Below are 17,642 nucleotides of genomic sequence, written 5' to 3'. Positions count from 1 at the left end.
GAATCGAGCTCGCGTGAAACGTTCGTTGACCCTCGGAGCCGGGTTGTGCGTGGTGGCGCTGTCTGCCGGCGCGTGCTCGTCGGCCGGCATCTATGCCATCCCGCTGCCCGGTGGTGCCGACGTCGGCGACAACCCGTTCAATCTGACGGTGCAGTTCGACGATGTGTTGGACCTGGTGCCGCAGTCGACCGTCAAGGTCGACGGTGTTCCCGTCGGTCGCGTCGACTCCATCTCGGTGCCGAACGACGGGTGGACCGCCGATGTCAACGTCATCCTGAACTCCGACGTGGATCTGCCGGCCAACGCGATCGCGTCGGTGCAGCAGACCAACCTGCTCGGTGAGAAGTTCGTGCAGCTCTCCGCACCTCCCGGTGACGAAGAGGCTGCACGTCTGCAGGACGGTGCCACGATCCCGCTCGATCGCACCCGCCATGCAACCGACATCGAGCAGGTACTCGGTGCCCTGTCGCTGCTGCTCAACGGCGGCGGCGTCGGGCAGCTCTCGCCGATCGTCAAAGAGCTGAGCACGGCGTTCGACGGTCGCGAAGGCAAGACCAAAGAGCTTCTGCAGCAGGCCAATACGTTGATCGACGGTCTCAATCAGCAGCGCGACGACATCACCCGCGCCATCGACGGTCTCGACACTCTCAGTGGTCGCGTCAACTCGCAGACCGACAAGATCGACGCAGTTCTCAAAGACCTGCCGATCGCGACGGAAGTTCTCGAGAAGCAACGCCCGCAGCTCACCGAGATGCTCGGGGCACTCGATCGACTCGGGGCCGTCGGCACCGATGTCATCGATCGCTCCAAGGACGACCTGATCGCAGATCTGCGTGCACTGCGTCCGACGCTGCAGGCCCTGGCCGATTCCGCGGACGACGTCGTCACCTCCCTCGCGGTGATCCCGACACTGCCGTTCGCGGACGGCACCGAGAAGATCATCGAGGGCAACTCGGCCAACCTGTTCCTCTCGCTGGATCTCTCGATCGGTACGGCGCTGCGGAACTTCGGTGTGGGAGAGGGCGATCCGGTCTACATCCAGCCGAAGTACGGCAACACGCTGCCGGTCGTGGATCCGTCGAATCCGTACTACAACGGAAACGGCCCGCGTCCGGGCTGGCCGACGATCTCGCTGCTGCCGTTGCCGCCCATCATTCCGTCGCCGGTTCCCGGACCGGGTGCGCCTGCGGGTGAGGCCGCCGGTGCTGCCGAGCCTGCACCGTTCGACCCGTTGGCTCCCGTGACCGATCTGCTCGAACGATTCGGAGTTGGACAGTGAGATCGAAGCTCGTTCGCTTTCAGTTGGTCGCGTTCGTCGTGGTCGCCCTGCTCGGGCTGATCTACGTCGGTGGCAAGTACGTCCGCCTGGACAACATGCTCGGGTTCGGGCAGTACGAGGTCGCACTCAACCTGGCCGACTCCGGCGGCATCTTCTCCAATGCCGAGGTGACGTACCGCGGTGTGCCGGTCGGAACCGTCGGCGATCTGCAGTTGACGTCGGACGGTGTCCGGGTGGCACTCAAACTCGACAACGGTGGACCCGACATCCCGGCCGACACCAAGGCCGTCGTGGCGAACCGTTCCGCGATCGGCGAGCAGTTCGTCGACCTGCAGCCGCAGTCCGATCAGGGTCCGTTCCTGGTGGACGGTTCGGAGATCGCACAGGCCGACACCGCCACGCCGGTTCCGGTGGAGGACGTGCTCGCGAACACGAACACCTTGGTCAGGTCGGTGCCGCTGGACACGTTGACCAATGTGGTCAACGAGCTCGGTGTCGCGTTCGACGGCAAGGGCAACGACCTGCAGTCTCTGGTCGATTCACTCGGGAACATCTCCGAGTCGGCCAACGAGGCTCTACCGCAGACTCTGTCGCTGGTGCGTGACGCGGTGCCGGTGCTCGACACACAGTCCGAGCAGTCGGATCTCATCCGCGAATTCAGCACGAGCCTGGATCAGGTGACGGCTCAGCTGAAGTCGAGCGATCCCGATATCCGTCGTCTCATCGATACCGGAACTGCTGCCGGAGACCAGGTCGGTGGTCTCATCACCGATGCAGGCCCGGCGTTGACGACCGATATCAACAATCTGGCCCTGGTCGCGGCTCAGGCCGAGCCGCGTACGGTCGCGCTCCGTCCGTTCCTGACGTTCCTGCCTGCACTCGGTGCCGGTATCTCGACCATCGTCCCGAACGACGGCACTATCCATCAGGGTCTGTTGCTCGAAACCAACAACCCGCCGCCGTGCACCGTCGGCTACGAGGGCAGCCAGGCCATCCTGGACGAGGAGAAGCGGAAGAATCCGAACTTCGACGAGACTCGGGAGAACTACCCACTGAACCTCGACGCGAACTGCGCGACGCCGCAGGGCAGCGTCACCGGTGTCCGTAGCGCGAACCGAATCGTGTTCGCCGATCCGGACGTGCCGCAGCCGTGGGACCTCAAGCCCAAGGTCGATCCCGAGAAGCTCAACCTCAACCCCATCGCCACCCAGTTGGCACCGCTCCTCGGCGTCACGCCGAAGTAGCGGGACCGAAGGAACTGCTGCTCAGCACTACTATCGGGCCGAGAGCGGTTCGGCCGGATATTACCGAGTAGTAGGGTGACAGTGTGAACTCGAGCACCGAAACCCTGGAGTCGCCCGCGACTCCAGGGTCAAGCAAGACAGCAAAGATTCTGTTGGCCGTCGTCACGGTGATTGCCGTGGCGGCGCTCGCAGCAGCCGTGTTCTTCGGATACGGCTGGGGCACGGCGCTGTTGAGTGAGAAGCCCACCGCCGACACCCGCGATGCGGCGCTCACCGGCGCTCAGCAGGCTGCGGTCAACCTGAACACTGTGGATGCAGCCAACATCGATCAGTCGTTCGACAACATGAAGTCCTCGATCACCGGTGATCTGATGCTCAACGATCTGGAGCAGACCCGTTCGGGAATCACCGATCAGGTTCGTCAGTCCGGTGCCAAGAGCGAGGCCGAGGTGCTGCACGGCACCCTCACCGAGCTGAGCACCGACGAGAACACCGCAACGGCGCTCGTCGTCATCGCCACGACCACCACCTGGCCCGACCGGGTGGAGCGCAGCAAGCTGACCATGCGGATGGCCATGGAAGACGTAGACGGGGTGTGGAAGACCAACAAGGTCGATCCGATCGGTTCGCGGATCTCTCTCGACAACCCGAACACCAATCCCGTCATTCCGACGGAACCGGGTGGTCCCACCGACCCCAACGCGGTCGACCCCAGTACGGAAGCGACGCCGGCCCCCCAGCCGAACACCGGCGGCAACTGAGTTTGCCGGCAGCGCCGTCGTCCATCTGTACAGAAGTAAGCCTCGAAGGAGTTCTGCAGTGCCTCCCCAGCGTCGCAAGATCGTTCCCCCCACGACCACCAGCAAGGTACGTCGAAAGGTAGCCGGCACCGCCAAGCCGACGTCGGCCGAGACCGACGCACCGGCACCTGAGACAACGGCACCCGACACAACGGGACCCGAGACAGCGGCACCCGACACCACGGCTGCCGAGACAGCCGTCGGCACCACACCCGCGTCGGAAAAGCCCAGACTGGACAAGACAGATCCGGTCGAGACGGATACGGTCACGACACAACCGGCCGAGACGCAGCCCGTCGACACGCAGCAGGACAAGTCGCGCCCGTCCAGGGCCGGGCTGAAGAAACCGGTCGCGCCCACCTCGACCTCGACCGAGACGACCGAGACGACCGAATCGCCGAAGTCGGCGTCGGGTATCGGGTTCAAGCACGTGATCGTGGTCGCGGTCATCGCCGTGGTTCTCGGTGCTTTCGCAGCCGTCGCTGCATTCAAGCCGTTCGCGACGATCGACAACAAGGCGTGGGTGGATTCTTCGGCGACGCAAGAGGTGACGTCGGCAGCTACCGACGCTCTGCAGACCCTGTACACGTACAAGGCCGAGACCATCGATGCAGATTTCGATGCGGCGCGGGCGGTGCTCAATCAGTCGATGCTCGACGAGTTCAACTCCACCGCCGACACCACCAAATCTGCTGTGGTGCAAACCGATACCGGCACCGAGGCAATGGTCACCGATATCGGCGTCTCGCGACTCGAGGACGACAAGGCCGAACTGATCGCGAACGTCAACATCAGCGCTACTCAGAACGGCGTTGCCTCCGGCAGTGCGGAAGGCCCTCTGACGGTCAACATGGAGAAGATCGACGGCACCTGGAAGTTGTCGGCGATCGACGACCAGTAGACCCCGGCTGGTCGATACTTCGGCCCCGTCCGATGCAGCGTCAGCGCTGCTCGGACGGGGCTTTTCGTTGTTTTCACGGTCTCCGTCGGTGTCCCTGGCCAGGTCTACCATCGCGTTTGCGTCCTGGCTTGGGGCGAGCCCTGGTTGTTCGGGACAACCATTCGATGCTCGACGGCCAGGGATGGATCCGATGAAAACGGAGCATGCTGGTCATGACTGACACGACAATCGATGTATCTGTAGTACCCGAGCGGTCGGGTCGCTCGGGATTTGCGGGCAGCGTCAATCCCGAGTTGTACCGACTGCTGACTGCACTGAATCTCGATCGCGAGTACGTCCGCGGCGACGGCACCGTGCTGTTCGATTCTGCGGGCCGTCGGTATCTGGACTTCGCGGGTGCCTACGGGGCGCTGCCGTTCGGGCACGGGCCGACGCCGATCTGGCAGGCGATCAACGATGTTCGGTGCAGCGGCGAGCCCATCTTCGTGCAGCCCTCGGTGCTCACCGCCGCAGGTGAACTGGCCGATCGTCTGGGGAGAATCGCACCCGAGGGATTGACGCGTACGACGTTCGTCAACAGTGGCACCGAAGCGACCGAGGTGGCGCTGAAGATCGCGCGGGCCCATACCGGCCGCCTCGGGGTGCTGACGACCGGGAACAGTTTTCACGGCAAGACGTTGGGGGCGCTGTCGGCGACGGGAAATATCAAGTACCAGAGTGGATTCGGGGCCCCGGTATCGGGATTCGACCACATCGCTTTCGGCGATGCAGAGGCACTCGAGGCAGCTCTGGCGGCTGCGCCGGATCACTATGCGGTGTTCCTCGTCGAGCCGATTCAGGGTGAGGGCGGCGTGGTGTGCCCGCCCGACGGCTACTTGCGGCAGGTCCAGGAGATCTGCAACCGCCACGGTGTGTTGCTCGCGCTCGACGAGGTGCAGACGGGACTGGGCCGGACCGGCCGGATGTTCGCGGCGGAGCACGAGGGCGTGATTCCCGACATTCTGACTCTCGCGAAGGCGCTCGGCGGCGGGATCGTGCCGGTGGGCGCGGTGCTGTGCCGCCCGGAGTTGGTGGGGGAGAGTTTCGCTCTTCGCCACACGTCGACGTTCGCGGGCAACGCCTTGGCCGCACGGGTCGGTCTGGCCGTCCTCGAGGAGTTGACCCGAGACGACTGCGCGGTGGTCACCGGAGCTGCCGCGCTCGGACGACAGTTGAAGAACGATCTGGCCGGCCTGGCCGAGAAGTATCCCTCGGTGGTCACCGAGGTACGTGGTCGCGGATTACTGCTGGGAATCGAACTCACCGCGGATGTGAACTTCGTCGGACGGCAGTCTCTGCTCGGTTCGATCGCGGATCAGCACAACCTGTCCGCGGTGATCTGCTCGTATCTGCTCAACGTCGAGGGCATTCGCGTGGCTCCGACTCTGTTCGGCAACAAAGTGATTCGTATCGAACCACCGTTGACGGTTTCCTCGTCGGCATGCTCGCGTCTGGTCGCGGCCCTCGATCGCGCGCTCGGCTACGCGGCCGAAGGGGACATGGACGGATTGTTCGGGCATCTGCTCGGGCGTCCGACTGTCGCCACTCCCGCGGCGCTCACGGCATTGCGTCCGGGCCGTACTCCCGACATTGCGGTACGGCCGGGCGATCGACGCTTCGCCTTCATCGCCCATCCTCTCGATCTCGGCTTCTTCGCTGCGTTCGATCCTGCGCTCGAGGTGTTCGACAATGCCGAGAGACAGGACTTGCTGGAGCGATTCGCCGCGTCGACGTCCGAGCTCGATCCGGCCTCGTTCGTCATCGGCAGCGGGCGGGTGTCCGGATTCGGAGACGCAACTGCGCACGGCGACCTGATCGGGCTGCCGTACACCTCCCAGCAGCTGCTGCAGCTGCCGACCGAGCGTGCGCTGGCAGTGGTGGGCGGAGCCGTCGAACTCGCGATCTCGCGCGGGGCAACCGTGGTCGGACTCGGCGGGTACTCGTCGGTGATCACCGGAAACGGGCTGGGTCTCGGTGCGACATCTCGGCCGATCACGACGGGCAACACCTTCACCGCGGCCGCGAGTCTGCGGGCCGTCCGACGTGTATGCCAGGAACGGGGTATCGATGTCGCTCGCGCGCGGGTGACGATTCTCGGTGCGGGTGGGGCGATCGGACGGACCATCGGTAAGCAATTGGCCGGTGAGGTCGGCAGTATCGCGTTGGTGGGCAGGCGCGGCGAGAACTCGGTGATCGCGCCGAAGTTGTGGGCTGCGGCGCAGGAGATGGTGGCGAGTGCCGGTGGGGGTTCGGGTGACCTGGCGGTGGCTGCCGCCGAGGTCGACGGCGATCTCGACGATCTGATCCGATCGCGACACATCGAATTCTTCACCGATCCTGTTGCTGCTGTGCGTGATTCGTTGATCGTCATCGCGGCGACATCGGCTCCGCAGTCGTTGATCGATCCGACGGACCTGATGCAGGGTGCCATCGTCTGCGACGTGGCGCAGCCACCGAACATCGGCCGGGACGTCCGCGGTGAACGGCCGGACGTGACGGTGTTCGACGGAGGAATCGTGCGGGTGCCGTCGGGCTCGGATTTCGGTTTGACGTACGGGTTGGCTCCGGGGTTGACGTACGCGTGCATGGCCGAGACGATGCTGATCGCATTGTCGGGCGAATTCGACCTCCGCAGCATCGGCACCACTCTGGACGGTGAGAATGTCGAACGGTTGGGTGCGCTGGCCGACGTTCACGGCTTCACGCTCGCCGAGGCCACCCGGTGGCGTCAGGACGCTCACTAGGTGACCGGGCCGGAGGTCTCGAGAGCAGGTGGACCTCCGGTCCCGCCGCGCCGATGCGGGCGGTTCCCCATGGCACAAAGCCCATCGCGGTCCAGAATCCGAGGTTGCCCTCCTTGCAGATTCCGTACAGAGGTCGGCCCTCGCGATCGGTGCGCGCCTGCACGTGGGCCGACAGCGCAGCACCGACGCCGGATCGGTGTGTGGACGGTTCGACGCCGAGGTAGACCCACAGCACAGCGTCGGGGGCGGGGGAGTTCTCGGTCAGGAGCCGATCCATCTCGATGCCGGCCCGGGTGCCGGAACCCATGGCCCACAACAGATGTGGACCGGACACCAGCTGCCGCCACCGCGGTGTCGCGGGGGCGTCGTGTGGATGCCACAGTGACACTCCGACGATGCGGCCGTTCTCGACGGCGAGGTCGGCCCCACCTGCGGGAATGTAGCGGTGGCGGATCAGTGCGGCCATCATGCGCCGCTGTTTGCTCGGGCGGCTGGACGCGTCCGGGAAGAAGTATTCACTGACCGGGTCGTCGTCCTGGAAGGCGCGTGCCATCATCGTGGACATCTCCGTGATGTCTGCTGTGGTGGCCGTTCGGATCTCAATGGGCACGGCTGGTCTCCTCTGCGGGCGAGTGCGGACGTGGTGTGGCCTGCGGTCGCTTTGGGGTGGGGCGCAGCCACCAGTTGGCGTTGCCCATCGATGCGACGAGCGCGGGCACCAGCATCATGCGCACGATGGTGGCGTCGATGACGAGACCGACGATGATGCCGATACCCACGAGCCGCATCATGGCGAGTTCGGACAGCGAGAAGAATGCGGTGACGGTGATGAGCAGTAGCGCGGCGGCCGTGACGACGCGTCCGGTGTGGGCGGCACCGATGCGGACGGCGTCCCGGGTGGTGGCTCCTGAATCGTGTGCTTCGACGATGCGGGAGAGCAGGAAGATCTCGTAGTCGGTGGACAGGCCGAACACCACGGCCATGATGAGGATGCTCATCGTCGACTGCAACGGCCCCGGGGTGACGCCGATCCACTCGGCACCGTGACCGTCGACGAAGATCCAGGTGAGCACTCCGAAGGTGGCACCGAGGCTGATCGATGCCATCGCAATTGCCTTGACGCTGAGCACGATCGACCGGAACGCCACCGTCGTCATCACGAACGTGGCGAGAACCATGATGGTCAGCATCCACGGAAGCGTCGCGTAGATGGCGTCCATGCCGTCCTGGCTCTGCGCGGTGCCGCCGCCCACGCGCAGTGTCGTCCCGGTCGGGGCCGGGATCGACCGGATGGAGTCCAGTGTCTCCAGGGCACCTGACGTGCGATCGGGTGAGCTCATGATGGCGTCGACGACGGTCAGGTTGTCCACGGTTCCGCCGGGGACTGCTGCAACGACACCGAGTGACGCGTCGACCGCTCTGGTCACTTCGTCGACCGCTGCGGGACTCGGTGGGGAGTCGGTGTCGGATTCGACGAGGACGGTGACACCGGTGTTCGCGAGCGGGAATTCGGTGAACAGCTTCTCGGTGGCGATTTTCGCGGACGCGTCGGAAGGGAGGCCCGTGTGGTCGAGATCGCCCAACCGGGCACCGAGAATCGGCGCACTGAGCAGTGCAAGTATCGCGAAAATGGCTACGACGACGAGCACCGGCCTGCGCATGACGCGGTCTGCGACCGTGCCCCAGAACCGTTGGGCGCGTGCGTCGCCTCGGTCGATAGCGCCTCTGCGCCAACTCCACGAGTCGATACGGTGTCCGAGGATCGCGAGCGCTGCGGGCAGTGCGGTCAGTGAGATGACGGCAGCAACGGCCACCGCGGCCATGCCGCCGAAGCCGAGAGATCGAATCATCGACTGCGGGAAGATCAGCATGCCCACGAACCCACAGACGAGCAACAGGGCCGAGAACGCCACGGTGCGGCCTGCGGTGAACATCGTGCGGCGCACCGCATCTGCCGGGTCTCGGCCGTCGCGTAGTTCCTCGCGGAAACGCGTGATGACGAACAGGCTGTAGTCGACGGCCATCCCGAGTCCGACGAGCGAGGCGATATTGGTGGCGAACACCGATACTTCGGTGACCTCGTTCAGTGCACGCAGTACGGCGAGCGATGCCACGACGCTCATGCCGCCGATGACCAACGGCGTTGCGGCAGCGACGAGTCCGCCGAATATCAAAAGCAGCAGGACGAGCAGAATCGGGAACGTGATTGTCTCGGCCCGCACCAGATCCGCTCGCGCCTGCTCGTTGTAGGCGTCGGCGATGGCCGAGAAGCCGCCGAACTGCACGGTCGCGCCGTCGATCGTCAACTCCGCGCGAAGGTCCCGGTAGGTCTTGACGCGTCGGTCCTCGTCGCCGGTCAGCGTCAGGACCGCGAGTGCGGACCGGCCGTCGAACGATCGCAGACCCGACGCGAACGCGTCCGGCACGGTCCAGTAGGTGATGGGAGCGCGGGCGAGCAGTCCGTCGTCGATGTCGTCGAGGCGACCGAGAACGGTGTTGCCGATGTCGTCGATCGAGCGTCCGTCCGTCGGGGTGTAGACCACCGCGACGTCGGGAACCTTTCGGCCGAAACGCGATTCGACCAACGCGTCCACTTCGGCCGATTCACTGGCCGGGTCGGTGTACCCGCCCAGGCTCAGTTCGTCGACGACACCGATGCCCCACGCACCCGCGGCCAACACGAGCGCGACCACGGTGACCAGTACCCACCGCGCACGTTCGACGACGAAGTCGACCGGTCCGGTGCCGGTGGTCACGACGCACCCGGGGCGCCGACGCCGTCGACGAAGGACGCCAGTGCGGTCAACGCGGCGTCGATCTGTGCGTGCGTGTGTTCGCTCGAGAGGAAGAACCGAAGCCGTTCCTGGCCCACCGGTACCGAGGGATAGGTGATGGCGTTGACGTTGATGCCCTGGTGCAACAGTGCGACGCAGGCCAGTACGGTTCCTTGGGTGTCGCCGATGACGATCGGCAGAATGGACGTGCCCTCGGCGGTCCCGGTGTCGAACCCGTGAGAGCGTGCGCGGGTGAACGCATAGCGGCCGTTCTCGCGCAGGCGTTCGACACGGTCCGGTTCGGCGGTGAGCACGTTCAGCGCCATGTTCGCCGCTGCCACTGCGGACGGCGCGGGTCCGGCGGTGAACATGCTCAATCCCGGTGCGGAGTACTTGAATCCGCGGATCAGCTCGCGGGAGCCGGCCAGGAACCCGCCGACGCTGCCGAGGGCCTTGGACATGGTTCCCATCCACAGGTCGACGGCGTCGCCGGGCAGGTCGTAGAGTTCGCGGATGCCGAGGCCGCGCTGACCCAGTACGCCGAACGCGTGTGCTTCGTCGACCATCACGGCGCAGTCGTAACGCCGGGCCACGGCGATCAACTCGGGGAGTACGGCGACGTCGCCGTCCATGCTGTAGTGGCTTTCGAGGATCACCATCGCGCGTGCGAAACTACCGCGCGACATCTTCAGTATCGCCTCGAGTGCATCGGGGTCGTTGTGACGGAACAACACTCGTCGACACCCTGCCCATTCGGTCCCCGAGACGATGCTGCTGTGGACCAGGGTGTCGCACACTGCCAGGTCACCTTTGCCCAGCAGGTAGCCGACCGCGGCGGCGTTGGTGAGGTACCCGCTTGCGGTGATCACCGTGTCGTCGACGTCGTAGATGCGGGCGAGCGCCGACTCGAACTCCTCGTAGAGCGGAATCTGGCCGCTCACGATGCGGCTGCCGGACACCGAGGTTCCGTAACGATCGATCGCGTCCTTGGCTGCGTCCATGACGCGCCGGTCCGAGCTCAGGCCCAGGTAGTTGAAGCTGCCGAAGTTGATCATGTCGCGGTCGAGCTGTCGGATGGTCGCGCCGGCCGTGCCGTCGTGCGGCAGGTAGAGCGGGTTGGGCACACCGAGTTCCGCGAACATTCGATCGACTCCGTCGAATTGCGCGGTGGTCGCCGCGACGTCGGGATGGTCGGCCAGAGACCCGCTTCGCTGCCCCTTACCGTGCCCGGCGGCGGCAGGTGCGGCGGCTGTGGGTCCACGGCCGATCGACTCGGGGCCGGTGTCCACGTTCACCGTGGAGTACCCGCCGCGGGCGAGCAGCCTGCGAGCGATCTCTCGTGAATCGACGCTCATGGTGCGACCGCTTCCAGAGGGGCGGACGGGGGCACGGTGGATGCGGCGTTACCCGCGGCGGCATTCCTGGTGATGCTCGCAGCGAGTTTCGCTCCGATCGCGGCAAGGCCTTGACCACGCCCGAACTCGAGCACCGACATTTCGAGACCCACGGATTTGCCGACCCGAGCGGCGAATTCGACCGCCATCAGTGAGTCGAGGCCCAGTTCCGGTAACGGTGTCGAGGTGTCGACTGCATCCGGATCGATGCCCATGACGGCTGCGAGCTGCTCGGCCAGAACGAACGTCAACACGTCCGCGCGTTGGTCCTCGGGCAGCGCAAGTATTTCGGCGTGCAGTGCGGTGACGCCCGACCCGCCGGTACTCGCTGCGGCGATGTGCGCTGCGAAGCGTGGGATGTGCGCGGACGCGGGGTTGGCGATACCCCATTGTTCCCAGTCGATTCCGACGACGGCCACGTGCGGAAGGTCCAGCGTCAGGCATTCGCCCAGATAGCGGGCTGCTGCGTCCATGTCGACATTGCGGAAGCCGAGCATGTCGAGGTATCGCACCACCTCCTCCGCAGTTTCGGCCATGCCCCCTCCGCTCATCGCGCCCCAACTGACCGTCAATGCCGACTTACCGCGGGCACGCCGGGACCAGGCGAGTGCATCGAGTACCGAGTTGGCGGCGGAATAGGACACCTGCGGGGTGCCACCGCTGAGGCTGCTCATCGAGGAGAACAGGACGAAGATCGCAGGATCGATTCCGGCGACGTCGAGTGCGCGATCGAGATTCAGTGCGCCGGTTACTTTGGGCGCGAACACTTCTCGAACGGACTGTTCGGTGATGTTTGCGACCGGCAGGTTGTCCACCACCCCTGCGGTGTGGAACACCCCGCCGAGCGGGGCGTCGGCGACGGTGCGTCCGATCAGTTCGGCCACTGCGTCGTAGTGCGAGATGTCCACGCGTTCGGCGACCACTCGTACTCCGGCTGCCTCGAATGCGGCGACTCCCGCGATGGCGGTCTCGGTGGTTGCTCCGCTGCGCCCGACGAGTACGAGGTGTCGTGCGCCCTCTGCGACGAGCCAGCGCGCGATCGCCATTCCGAACGCGCCGAATCCGCCGGTGACGATGTAGGCGGCCGTGGGATCGATGCGTACGGTCGGGACCTCGGGGCGGACCGAGGGCATGTCGTCGTCGAAGGACAGTACGACGCGGCCGGTGTGAGTGGAGCGCACGACAGCGTCGAACGCGTCGGCGACGCGAGCGAGCGGGTACGTCGTGTACGGCAGCGGTGTGTACGTGCGGTCCACCAACCCCGCGATGACGGCCTCGGTGACCTGCCGCGCCAGAGCCGGCTTGAACTCGAACATTCGGTCCATGTCGACGGCGAAGAAGGTGAGATTGCGATCGAACGGGGCGAGGTCCAGCACGCCGCCGAAGTAGATGTCGGCTTTCCCCAGCTCGACGATGCGGCCGAATTCCGCTGCCACATGCAGGTTCTGGGCCATGATCTCACCCGGCGAGGAGTTGTAGACGACGTCGACGCCTCGTCCGTCGGTTAGCACACGAATGTCGTCGGCGAAGTTCAGTGATCTGGACGCGAGCACGTGGTGAGCACCGGCCTCGGTTGCGACTGCCCGCCGCTCCTCGGTTCCTGCGGTCGCGATCACCACTGCTCCGAGCCCGCGGGCGACCTGGATTGCGGCCAATCCCAGTCCGCCCGCGGCACCGTGGATCAGGACGGTCTCGCCGGGTCGAACTCGGGCGAGATCGAGTAGGCCGAATCGCGCGCACATCAGCGGCAGGATCGACGAGCACCACCCGAACTCCCAGTCGGACGGTACCTTCGCCGAGCCCCCTTCGTCGGCGTCGAGGGTGACGAAGCGCGCCATGATGTTTCGTGAGCACAAACCGATGTGATCGCCCGGTGCGATGCCGTCCACATTCGGTCCGACGCGAGTCACGACACCGAGTCCGCCGAGCCCGAGTGTCGTGCCGAAGTAGGTACCCGCGAGTTCGCGCTCGGTCAGCACTCCCATGACCTTGAGCGGATCCTTGTAGTTGATGTCGATTGCGCGGACCTGAACCTCGATCTGGCCGGGGCCGGGCTCCATGCGCGCTGTCGCGCGAAAAGCGATATCGGACAACATCTTCGATGCCGGAGCCTCGATCACGAAGGATGCCTCCCGGTCCAGTAGCGGGGCGGGTGTATCGCGTAGCGCCAGGTGGTCACGCAAATTGCTGCGCAGTCTCACCGCCCATCGAGAACCCTGGCGCAGAGCCACCTCGTCGGCATCGTCGCCTGCATAGGGCCCGAACGCGATCGTCTCGGTCACCACCTGCTCGAGGTCGGTGTCGGCTTCGGTGTCCACCAGACGCCACGCCGCAGGGGATTGTTCGTTGCGCAGTGACCGTCGGGCACCGACGAGGCCGGAGTGGGTCAGGTGCGCGCCGGCGGGATCGCCCGGCATGCAGAAGGCCTTCTCGGTCACGATCACCGCGGTGACGGACCCCGGCTCGGAGGCCGGCCCGATCGAGTCGCCGTACAGCGCGTTCTGCACGGTGCGTGCGATGGTGGTCAGGGCGTGCACGGCCGACGCCGGGTCTGCGAACTCGCCGGCGACGGCGACGACGGTGGCGCGGTCGACACCGTCGGCCTCGAGGCCGGTACGCAGGATTCTGGTCAGGTCGGTGGCGTCGAAGGTGTTCTGCGCCAACACCACCGATGTTCGGCGGGCGCGGGCGATGGCCTCGGCGCGCGTGTGTGCTCGGCTGTCGGCTGCGGCGTCGCCCAGCACGACGACCAGAGCGAAGTCGTGATCGGTGTCTGCTGCGGGCATCGGAGCATCGCGGTTGTCCCGCAATTCCCACACCGGTTCGTAGAACAACCGGTCCAGTTCGGTGTGCCGCGACTGCGGCGGCGCAATCGGTTTGAACTCGACGCCGCCCAACGCGACCGCGGCCCGGCCCTCGTCGTCGGTCACGGTGATGTCGGCTCGCATCGGGTCGGTTCCCGTGCGCCGCACCACGACGACGGCATGGTCGGGAATCGGTCCGTACCTGCGGACGGACGCGATGGTGGCCGGAACCACTGCGCCGCTGCGGTCCCCGGCGGCAGCCGCCGAACCCAGCGCTGTTCCAGCCAGTGCAGCTGTGCCGGCCAGTGCAGCAGTTCCAGCCAGCGCAGCGACGCATTGCAGCGCGGTGTCCAGTACCGCGGGATGCACCAGGTGACGGGAGCCGGAGTGACGGCCGGCGTCGATGACGGCGACGACTGTGTCGGTGTCAATTCGGGCGGAGACGATGCCCTGGAAGGCCGGTCCGTAGTGCAACCCGGCCGCGGCGAGCAGCGGATACAGCGCGTCTCCGGTGATCTCGACGGCGGCATCGGAGATCTCAGCGGCGACGAACGGGGCGTCGAATCGCCCCTCCACGAGGCGGCCCGTGGCGTTGACGGTCCATTGGGTGTCGGCCGCCGGCCGCGAGCGCAGCACGAATCTTCTCGTCGAGTCCTCCACCGAGATCTGCAGAACGGGAACGTCGTCGGCGTCGATCACCAACGGGGCGACGAACTCCACGTTCTCGGCTGCGACCTCTGGATGTCCGGTCCGCGCGGCCGCGGCGCTCAGTGCGGCGTCGAGGTATGCGGTACCGGGTAGCAGCACGAGACCGTCGACGACGTGGTCGTGCAGCCACGGCAGTTGGGCAACGGCCAGTTCGACGCTCCAGTGGGAACCGGCCTCGTCGGAACGTTCGCCGAGCAGGGGGTAGGTGTCGGGGGCACCGAACCTGTCGAGAATCGAGGATTCGGGCTCGGACCAGCAGCGTGTGCGTTGCCACGGGTATGCGGGCAGCTCTGTGTGCGGCGATACGGCTGCCGGTCCGTCGAAGGAACCGCTCGCGTAGAGACCCTGGATTGCGGACGTCAGGCTCGATCGGTCGTCCGCCCCACGGACCAACGTTCCGATCGATGTTCCGGTCTCGCCGGCTCGGATCAGGATTTCCCTGATGTTGCCCGAGAGCACCGGATGGGGGCCGACTTCGAGGAAGACGCGGTGGCCGTCGGCGATGAGAGCGGCCATCGTGTCGGCGAAACGCACTGGGCGTCGAACGTTGTCGCACCAGTAGCTCGAGTTCCATTCTGCGCCGGTGACTCCCTCTGCCGTGACCGTCGAGTACAGCGCGAGACCAGGGACCTGTGCATCTATGGTGTGCAGGGCCGAATCGATCTGCGCCAGAATGGGATCCATGAGGTGGCTGTGGTACGGCACCTCGACGTGCAGCATCTTGGCAAAAACGCCGCTGCCGGTGAGTGTCTCGGCGAATGCTGCCAAGGTTGCCGTGTCGCCTGCCAACGTGACCGCGGTCGGGCTGTTGATCGCGGCCACCGAGATCTCCGCGGACACGCCGTGCTCCTGGATCCGGGCCATGGCATCGTTCTCGGACAATCCGACGGCCAGCATGCCGCCGGAGCCTGCGGTGGTGGCCTGCAATCGGGCGCGGTGGTAGCTGACGAGCAGGGCGTCGTGCAGGCTCAGTGCTCCGCTGATGTAGGCGGCGCTGACCTCGCCGACGCTGTGTCCGACGACCGTGGTCGGTGCTATCCCGAGGGAACCGAGCTCGGCGACGAGAGCGACCTGGACGAGGAAGTTCGCCGGTTGCGCGATCGAGGTATCGGTGACCCGGGATACGTCCTCGTCCCGGGTCAGTTCCTCGATGATCGACCAACCGGCGATGTCGACGAACGCAGCATCGACGAGCCGTGCGACACGGGCGAATTCGCCGTCCGCGAGCAGCAGTTCGCGGGCCATGGCCCACCACTGCGGGCCCATGCCGCTGAAGACGAACACCGGCGCCGCGCTGTGGCCGACGACGGTGTGGGCGGTCGACCCACTGCCGCCCGCGAACGAGACCAGGGCGCCGAGCAAGTCGTCTGCATCGGTGTAGGGGAGTGCGGCCCGGACAGGGTGGTGGGCTCGACGCGACCACGCGGCCGAGGTGAGCGCAGGTAGTTCGTCCGCGCGGCCGGAATCGATCAGATCCTGCACCGTGGTTCCGAATGCCGCGGCGGACGCACGTGCGGCCGTGTCGGTCCGTCCGGAGACGGGGAACAGCCGAAGTTCGACGGTGTCGTTCGCAGGTCCGGTGGCCGGCGCGTCGGGCTGGGCCGGTGCCGCAGACATCACGACGTGCGCGTTGGTACCGCCGTATCCGAAGCCGTTGATGGCCACGTACGGGTCTGCATCGGCGAAGGGTTCCACGGCCACCGGAATGCGAATGTTCAGCTCGTCGAACGGGATTGCCGGATTGAGCGTGTGCAGCCACGCCTGCGGCACGATGGTCCGATGGTGCAGCGTCAATGCCGATTTGATGAGGCCGGCGATGCCCGCGGCCGCTTCCGTATGCCCGATCGCGGCTTTGATGGAACCGACCACCAGCGGGCTCTCGCGTCCGCCGACCACGCCGTAGGCTCCGCCGAGCGCCTCGAGTTCGAGTGGGTCTCCTACTGCGGTTCCCGTGCCGTGCGCTTCGACGTAGCCGACCCGTCCGGGTTCGATTCCTGCTTCCGCGCACACTCGGGTGGCGAGTGCGTGTTGCGAGACGGGATTGGGGACGGGAATGGCGATGGTGCGCCCGTCCTGGTTCACGCCGGAACCTCGAATCACCGAATAGATCCGGTCCCCGTCCGCGATCGCATCCGCCAGGGGGCGGAGCAGCACCATGCCCGCGCCTTCGCCGCGGCCGTATCCGTCGGCGGCGGCGTCGAAGGACTTCGATCGGCCGTCGAACGAGAGAAACCTGCCCTTGCACATCGAGACGAACGTCTCGGGGCGGAACATCGCATTGGCTCCGCCGACCAGGGCCATGGTGCATTCGCCGCGCTCGAGTGCGCGGACGGCCTGGTGAACGGCGACGAGGGACGACGAGCATGCGGTGTCGATCGTCATGGACGGTCCGACGAGATCGAGCGCGAACGAGATGCGGTTGGAGAGCAACGTATGCGAGGAACTGGTGGCGCTGTGCGAATTGATTTGGGCACGTGCGGAACTGGATGCGCGCAGCCCGGCCGAATCGTTGGTGAATCCGCCGACGAACACTCCGATCAGTTGCCCGCTGACCCGGCCTGCGTGCCCGGCGTCGTCGAGCGCTTCCCAGGCGACTTCGAGTAGGAGACGTTGCTGAGGGTCGGTCACCGAGGCCTCGCGAGGCGACATTCCGAAGAATTCGGGGTCGAAGTCCCACAGCGACTGGGTCAGGAATCCGCCGCGTCGGGTGTAGGCGCGTCCCGGCGCGTCGGGATTGGGGTCGTAGAAGCGATCGGCGTTCCACCGATCCGCGGGTATGTCGACGATGCCGTCGCCCTTGTCGAGCATGAACTTCCAGAAGCTGGGGCCATCGTGTACCCCGCCTGGGAATCTGCATCCGATTCCGACCACTGCCACCGCGACCATGCTGTCCCCCCGAGAGACAAAGAGTTGTGTTGTGCGAATGCGTTTGTTGCGCAAAAGAAAAGACGCGCG

At 65.9% G+C, this 17,642-nt stretch carries 9 protein-coding genes; 5 read left to right on the top strand and 4 right to left on the bottom strand.

The annotated features are described in order from the left end of the window. Positions 1–13: 13 nt before the first annotated feature. The 5 genes from J2X62_RS19610 (at position 14) to J2X62_RS19590 (ending at position 7,007) form a co-directional block, all read left to right on the top strand. Positions 14–1,279, top strand: a complete 1,266-nt coding sequence (locus tag J2X62_RS19610) for an MCE family protein (protein WP_094622919.1) — start codon at positions 14–16, stop codon at positions 1,277–1,279. Then, positions 1,276–2,523, top strand: coding sequence for an MCE family protein (locus tag J2X62_RS19605; protein ID WP_032365276.1), 1,248 nt, complete (start codon positions 1,276–1,278; stop codon positions 2,521–2,523). Before J2X62_RS19610 ends, J2X62_RS19605 begins: the two co-directional genes overlap by 4 nt. Positions 2,524–2,606: 83 nt before the next feature. Beyond that, complete coding sequence (locus J2X62_RS19600) at positions 2,607–3,284, top strand: hypothetical protein (RefSeq protein WP_032365277.1); 678 nt, start codon at positions 2,607–2,609, stop codon at positions 3,282–3,284. Positions 3,285–3,342: 58 nt separating this feature from the next. Continuing rightward, on the top strand, positions 3,343–4,224 hold the full coding sequence (locus tag J2X62_RS19595) for a hypothetical protein (protein ID WP_032386233.1): 882 nt from the start codon (positions 3,343–3,345) through the stop codon (positions 4,222–4,224). Between the two features lie 212 nt (positions 4,225–4,436). After that, positions 4,437–7,007, top strand: a complete 2,571-nt coding sequence (locus J2X62_RS19590; RefSeq protein WP_032365450.1) for an aminotransferase class III-fold pyridoxal phosphate-dependent enzyme — start codon at positions 4,437–4,439, stop codon at positions 7,005–7,007. On the opposite strand, the gene J2X62_RS19585 is transcribed toward J2X62_RS19590, so the two are convergent. Genes J2X62_RS19585 through J2X62_RS19570 form a run of 4 tightly spaced genes read right to left on the bottom strand, consistent with a single transcriptional unit; the run spans position 6,964 to position 17,573 of the window. After that, on the bottom strand, positions 6,964–7,617 hold the full coding sequence (locus tag J2X62_RS19585; protein ID WP_230591916.1) for an N-acetyltransferase: 654 nt from the start codon (positions 7,615–7,617) through the stop codon (positions 6,964–6,966). The two genes, J2X62_RS19590 and J2X62_RS19585, sit on opposite strands and share 44 nt — an antisense overlap. After that, a complete protein-coding gene (locus J2X62_RS19580; protein WP_080735505.1) occupies positions 7,607–9,763 on the bottom strand; it encodes an MMPL family transporter in 2,157 nt (718 codons plus the stop codon). The genes J2X62_RS19585 and J2X62_RS19580 overlap by 11 nt, the downstream gene beginning before the upstream one ends. Further along, entirely contained in the window at positions 9,760–11,136 is a 1,377-nt protein-coding gene (locus J2X62_RS19575) for an aminotransferase class I/II-fold pyridoxal phosphate-dependent enzyme (RefSeq protein ID WP_032365279.1), read from the bottom strand. The genes J2X62_RS19580 and J2X62_RS19575 overlap by 4 nt, the downstream gene beginning before the upstream one ends. Then, a complete protein-coding gene (locus J2X62_RS19570; RefSeq protein ID WP_310182693.1) occupies positions 11,133–17,573 on the bottom strand; it encodes an SDR family NAD(P)-dependent oxidoreductase in 6,441 nt (2,146 codons plus the stop codon). Before J2X62_RS19570 ends, J2X62_RS19575 begins: the two co-directional genes overlap by 4 nt. Positions 17,574–17,642 lie beyond the last annotated feature (69 nt).

Source organism: Rhodococcus sp. 3258, from assembly GCF_031456475.1.
Lineage (GTDB): Bacteria > Actinomycetota > Actinomycetes > Mycobacteriales > Mycobacteriaceae > Rhodococcoides > Rhodococcoides fascians.
The sequence above is the reverse complement of the archived record's forward strand: the minus strand, read 5'-3'. Positions and strand labels throughout refer to the sequence as shown.